Here is a 5,245-nt window from a genome sequence, read left to right as displayed (position 1 = left end):
CCCGGGGGATGGGGGCCGGGCCCGGAGCTTTCAGCCGGAGACGGAGGGCGCAGGCGCGGTCAGTCCGCGACGACCAGGGACGGGGTCTCCTTCGTCAGGACCTCGCCCCGGAAGAACGCCGGGCTGCGGCGCTGCATGACCAGCATGATCACGACGCCCAGGAGCAGCAGGCCGACGCCGATCACGAAGACCGAGCCGACACCGAAGACCGCGGAGCCGGAGCCGTAGGCCGGGTCCCACATGTCGTACAGGGTCTTGCCGAAGACCGCGGTGAGCATGAGGCCGCCGAGCGCCGGCAGGACGCCCTTGAAGAGCGCGTCCCTGGCGGAGTTCGTCAGCTCGCCCCGGAAGTACCAGACGCAGGCGAAGGCGGTCAGCGCGTAGTAGAAGCAGATCATGAGGCCGAGCGCGTAGATCGTGTCGACCAGGACGTTCTCGCTGACCAGGGTCATGACCGTGTAGAACGCGCCGGTGGCGACGCCCGCGACGACCGTGGCCTTGCCGGGGACCTTGAAGCGGGGGTGGACCTTCGCGAAGGACGCGGGGAGAGCCTCGTACGCGGACATCGCGAGCACCGTGCGGGCGACCGGGATGAACGTCGTCTGGAGGCTGGCGGCGGCCGAGGCCAGGACGGCGACGAAGAGCGCGATGCCGAGGACCGGTCCCATCACCGGGCCGGCCAGCGCGGCGAAGACGTTGTCCGAGGTCTCCGGGTTGGCGAGGCCGAGACCCTTGTCTCCCGAACCCACGACCATCTGCGCGGCGACACCGGTGGCGAGGTACGAGCCGACCAGGACGACCATCGCGACGAGCGCGGCACGGCCGGGGGTCTTGGCGGAGCCGGTGGTCTCCTCGTTCGTGGACAGGCAGGCGTCCCAGCCCCAGTACATGAAGATCGACAGGGAGAGACCCGCGGTGAAGGCCGCGAAGGACTGGACCGCGAAAGGGTTCATCCAGGACCAGGAGAAGCTGACGCCGGTGTCGAGGGCGCCGCTTCCGGCCTTCTGGAGGGCCATCGCCACGAACACCGCGAGGACGACGAGTTGGAGGCCGACGAGGGCGTACTGCACACCCTTCGTGGCGGTCATGCCGCGGTAGCTGATCGCGGTGGCGACGGCGATCAGGGTGAGGCAGGTGAGGATGTGGACGGCCTTGTTGTCGTCCAGGGCGGCGATCGCCTCGCTGCCCGAGATCTCACCGGCCAGCAGCCAGAAGTAGGAGGTCGCGACGCCGGCGAGGTTGGACAGCACGATGATCGTCGCGATGACCAGGCCCCAGCCGCACATCCAGCCGATCCGCGGGCCGAAGGCCTTCACGGTCCAGGTGAAGGAGGTGCCGCAGTCCGGCATGATTTTGTTGAGCTCGCGGTACGCGAAGGCGACCAGGAGCATCGGCAGGAAGCCGGCCAGGAAGACGGCGGGCATCTGCAGCCCGACCTCGCCGGCCGTCGAGCCGAGTGTGGAAGTCAGGCAGTACACGGGGGCGACCGTCGAGATACCGATGACGGCACTGCCCATGAGGCCGACGGAATTGCCGCCGAGTCCCTTGGTGCGAACGCCCCCATGGGTGCGGACGCCCCCTTCAGAACGTCCCCGTACCGTGTCTCCGGCCTGGGGCCGCGTCTCCAGCTGAGTCATGAAGAGGACGTTAAGTGCTGCGGTTCCCGTATCCGGAAGCTTGGATTCCGACGATCTCCCCTTGGATACTGCCCGCCTGAATCCCTTTCGATCGCTGATTGAAAGGCCAGCAGGGACACATGTCGATGCATTTTTAGGTCCAAAGGGAAACGTTCCGGATTGCGAAAACCGCAGCTGTGCCCGTTATGCCCTTTTGGAAATTTTCCAGTGGTTCATGTCTCAGTCACCAGGGGCTCAGCCGCCCGGCCACACGATCGCCTGCGTCTCGCTGTAGGCGTGCAGGGCGTACGAACCCACGTCCCGTCCCACCCCGCTCTTCTTGAACCCCCCGAACGGTGCCTCCATGTTCCGGCCGATCGTGTTGATCCCGACCCCGCCGGCCCGCAGCCGCCGCGCCACCCGGAAGGCCCGCGCGGCGTCCCCGGACCAGACGTAGTCGATCAGTCCGTAGTCGCTGTCGTTGGCGAGCGCGACGCCCTCCTCCTCGTCCTCGAAGGGGACCACGACCACCACCGGGCCGAAGATCTCCTCCCGTACGACACGCATCTCGTTGGTGCAGTCCGCGAAGAGCGTCGGAGCGACGTAGAAGCCGCGCGCGAAGTCCGGGCCGCAGGGGCGCTCGCCGCCCGCGACCAGCCGCGCGCCCTCCTTCTTCCCCAGCTCGATGTACGACTCGATCCGGTCGCGATGGGCCGCGGAGATCACGGGGCCGACGACCGTGCCCCGCGCCGCCGGGTCGCCGACCTTCATGAAGCCGAGGTAGGCCGTCAGCTTCTCGATCAGCCGGTCGTACACCGCGCGCTGGGCGAGGACGCGGGTCGGCGCGGTGCAGATCTGGCCGCTGTAGAAAGCGAAGGTCGTACCGATGCCCATCACCGCGGAGTCGAGATCGGCGTCGTCGAAGACGAGCGCCGCGCCCTTCCCGCCCAGCTCCATCAGCTGCCGCTTCATGCCACGGCCGCACACCTCGCCGATGCGCTGACCGACGGCCGTGGAGCCGGTGAAGCTGACCATGTCGACGTCCGGCGAGTCGACGGCCGCCTCCCCCACCTCCGTACGGGTTCCGGAGACGACGTTCACCACACCCGGCGGCGCGCCCGCCTCCGCGAGCGCCTCCGCCATCCGGTAGACGGAGAGCGGATCCTGCGGCGCGGGCTTCACCACGACCGTGTTGCCCATGGCGAGGGCGGGCGCGACCTTGCCGGCCGGGTTCGCCCACGGGTTGTTGTACGAGGTGATGCAGGTGACCACGCCGACCGGGCGGCGGGCGGCGAGCGCGCCGAAGATCCCGGCCTTCCCCATCGGGCCCGCCTCGTTGATCTGCGGGGGCAGGCCCTGTTCGACGGGCTCCAGCGCGCCCTTCGCGTACCGCCGGAAGCGCGACACCCCGACCGCGACCTGCATGCCGCGGGCGGTGCCGGTCGTCGCCCCCGTCTCGGCCCGGGCGAGTTCCGCGTACGTCTCGAACTCGCGCTGGATCACATCCGCCGCCCGGTCCAGGATCGCCGCCCGCTCCTCGGGGGCCGTACCGGACCAGGACTCGAAGGCGTCCCGGGCGGCGGCCGCGGCCTCGTACGCCTGGTCCCGGCTCGCCTCGGGCGCCAGACCGACGGGTTCCTCCGTCGCCGGGTCGATCACCTCGTAGTGGCCGAGGCCGGGCTCGACCCACTCCCCGCCTATGTACAGCCGCTGCGGCTTGCTCATTCCGTACTGGCCGTCGCTCACCTCGTGCTCACCGTCCTGGTGTCACGGCCCGACCGCAGCACCCGGCCCGGGATCGCCCCCGTCACCTCGTCGTCGCGGATGGTCTCCACGCCGTTGACGCGTACGGACACGATGCCGACCGCCCGCGAGTCCAGCCGCGGGCTGTCCCCCGGCAGGTCGTGGACGAGGGTCGCCGGGCCCGCGTCGATCCGCTCCGGGTCGAAGAGGACCAGGTCGGCGTGGAAGCCCTCCACGATCCGGCCGCGTTCGCGCAGACCGAAGAGCTGCGCCGGGTCGTCGGTGAGCATCTTCACCGCCTGCTCCAGCGAGGCCAGCTTCCGCCCGCGCAGACAGTCGCCGATGAAGCGGGTGGTGTACGGCGCCCCGCACATCCGGTCCAGGTGCGCGCCCGCGTCGGAGCCGCCGAGCATGATGTCCTCGTGCTGCCAGGTCTCGGCGCGCAGCGCCCAGCTCGCGGGGTCGTTGTCGGTGGGCATGGGCCACAGGACCGTACGAAGGTCGTCGTTGGCGCAGATCTCGACGAGGCACTGGAAGGCGTCCTGGCCGCGTTCGGCGGCGATGTCGTTCACGACCCGGCCGCTCAGGCCCTCGTTCTCCTTGCTGTACGTGTCGCCGATGACGTACCGGCCGAAGTTGGCGAGGCGGCGGAAGACTCCGGCCTCCTTGGAGTCGGCGCGGCGCAGCATCCCGGCACGGACATCCGGGTCGCGGAGCTTCTCGATCCGCTCCGGGACGGGGAGGGAGAGGATCTCGCCCCAGCCGGGGATGAGGTTGAGCGCGCAGAAGGTGCCCAGCGACATGTTCATGGGGGTGAGGATCGGCATGGTCAGCGCGACGATCCGGCCGCCGGCCTTACGGGCGCGTTCGCTCGGGACGAGCTGGCGGGGGACGCGCTCGGGTACGGCGGCGTCGATCGTGAGGACGTTCCAGTTGAGGGGCCGCCCCGCGGCGGCGCTCATTTCCACGAAGAGGTCGATCTCGTCGTCGCTGAACTGGTCGAGGCAGCCCGCGACGATGGCTTCGAGCTGGGTGCCCTCGTGCTCCGCGACGGCGCGGGAGAGGGCGAGCAGTTCGGCGGGATCGGCGTGCCGGGAGGCGACGGGCTTCCCGTCACCGTCGGAGTGGGTGGACGACTGCGTGGTGGAAAGACCCCAGGCGCCGGCGTCCATGGCGTCGTGGAACAGCCGCAGCATGTCATCGAGTTGGGCGGCGGTGGGTTTGCCGCCGACCGCGTCCGGGCCCATGACGTGCCGGCGGAGCGCGCAGTGGCCCACCATGAAGCCCGCGTTCACGGCGATACGGCCGTCGAGGGCGTCCAGGTACTCGCCGAAGGTGTGCCAGTTCCAGGGCGCGCCCTCTTCGAGCGCGACCAGGGACATGCCCTCGACCTTGGACATCATGCGGCGCGTGTAGTCGGCGTCCTCGGGACGGTCGGGGTTGAGCGGGGCGAGGGTGAATCCGCAGTTGCCGCCCGCGACGGTCGTCACTCCGTGGTTCATGGAAGGGGTGGCGTAGGGGTCCCAGAAGAGCTGCGCGTCGTAGTGGGTGTGCGGGTCGACGAACCCGGGCGCGAGGACGAGGCCGTGCGCGTCCTCGCTGGTCCGGGCCTCTTCGGTGACGGTGCCCGGCTCGGCGATGACGGCGATGCGGCCGTCGCGGAGGCCGACGTCGGCGGCGTAGGCGGGGGCGCCGGTGCCGTCGACGACGGTTGCGCGCGTGATGAGGTGGTCGAGCATGGTGGGCGTCCCTTTCGCGTGCGGCGGGTATGTCTGCGCCCCGGCCAGGGGCCGTCGTGGCCGGCCGCAGCCACGGCGATGCCTCCGACCGGGGCCGGCGCGGGTGGCGGTCCGGGAAGACGCCGCCCGCGGTCTGGGGGGCGGGGT

3 protein-coding genes are annotated in these 5,245 nt (G+C 70.3%); all 3 read right to left on the bottom strand.

The window, feature by feature from the left end; all coding sequences use genetic code 11:
* Positions 1-59: 59 nt before the first annotated feature.
* The 3 genes from ACWGI8_RS38760 to ACWGI8_RS38750 all read right to left on the bottom strand — a co-directional run bounded on the left by ACWGI8_RS38760 (position 60) and on the right by ACWGI8_RS38750 (position 5,098).
* A complete protein-coding gene (locus ACWGI8_RS38760; protein WP_453668137.1) occupies positions 60-1,637 on the bottom strand; it encodes an APC family permease in 1,578 nt (525 codons plus the stop codon).
* Between the two features lie 234 nt (positions 1,638-1,871).
* The gene (locus ACWGI8_RS38755; RefSeq protein ID WP_453668138.1) at positions 1,872-3,341 is read right to left on the bottom strand and encodes an aldehyde dehydrogenase family protein; all 1,470 of its coding nucleotides are present in this window, start codon (positions 3,339-3,341) and stop codon (positions 1,872-1,874) included.
* Between the two features lie 17 nt (positions 3,342-3,358).
* Entirely contained in the window at positions 3,359-5,098 is a 1,740-nt protein-coding gene (locus tag ACWGI8_RS38750) for an N-acyl-D-amino-acid deacylase family protein (protein ID WP_453668136.1), read from the bottom strand.
* Positions 5,099-5,245: the final 147 nt, after the last annotated feature.

It is taken from the genome of Streptomyces sp. NPDC054841 (assembly GCF_053611045.1).
The sequence above is the reverse complement of the archived record's forward strand: the minus strand, read 5'-3'. Positions and strand labels throughout refer to the sequence as shown.

Bases quoted from the DNA above. Each gene is read 5' to 3' on its own strand.
- ACWGI8_RS38750 (WP_453668136.1), bottom strand. From the start codon at position 5,098: ATGCTCGACCACCTCATCACGCGCGCAACCGTCGTCGACGGCACCGGC.
- ACWGI8_RS38755 (WP_453668138.1), bottom strand. From the start codon at position 3,341: ATGAGCAAGCCGCAGCGGCTGTACATAGGCGGGGAGTGGGTCGAGCCC.
- ACWGI8_RS38760 (WP_453668137.1), bottom strand. From the start codon at position 1,637: ATGACTCAGCTGGAGACGCGGCCCCAGGCCGGAGACACGGTACGGGGA.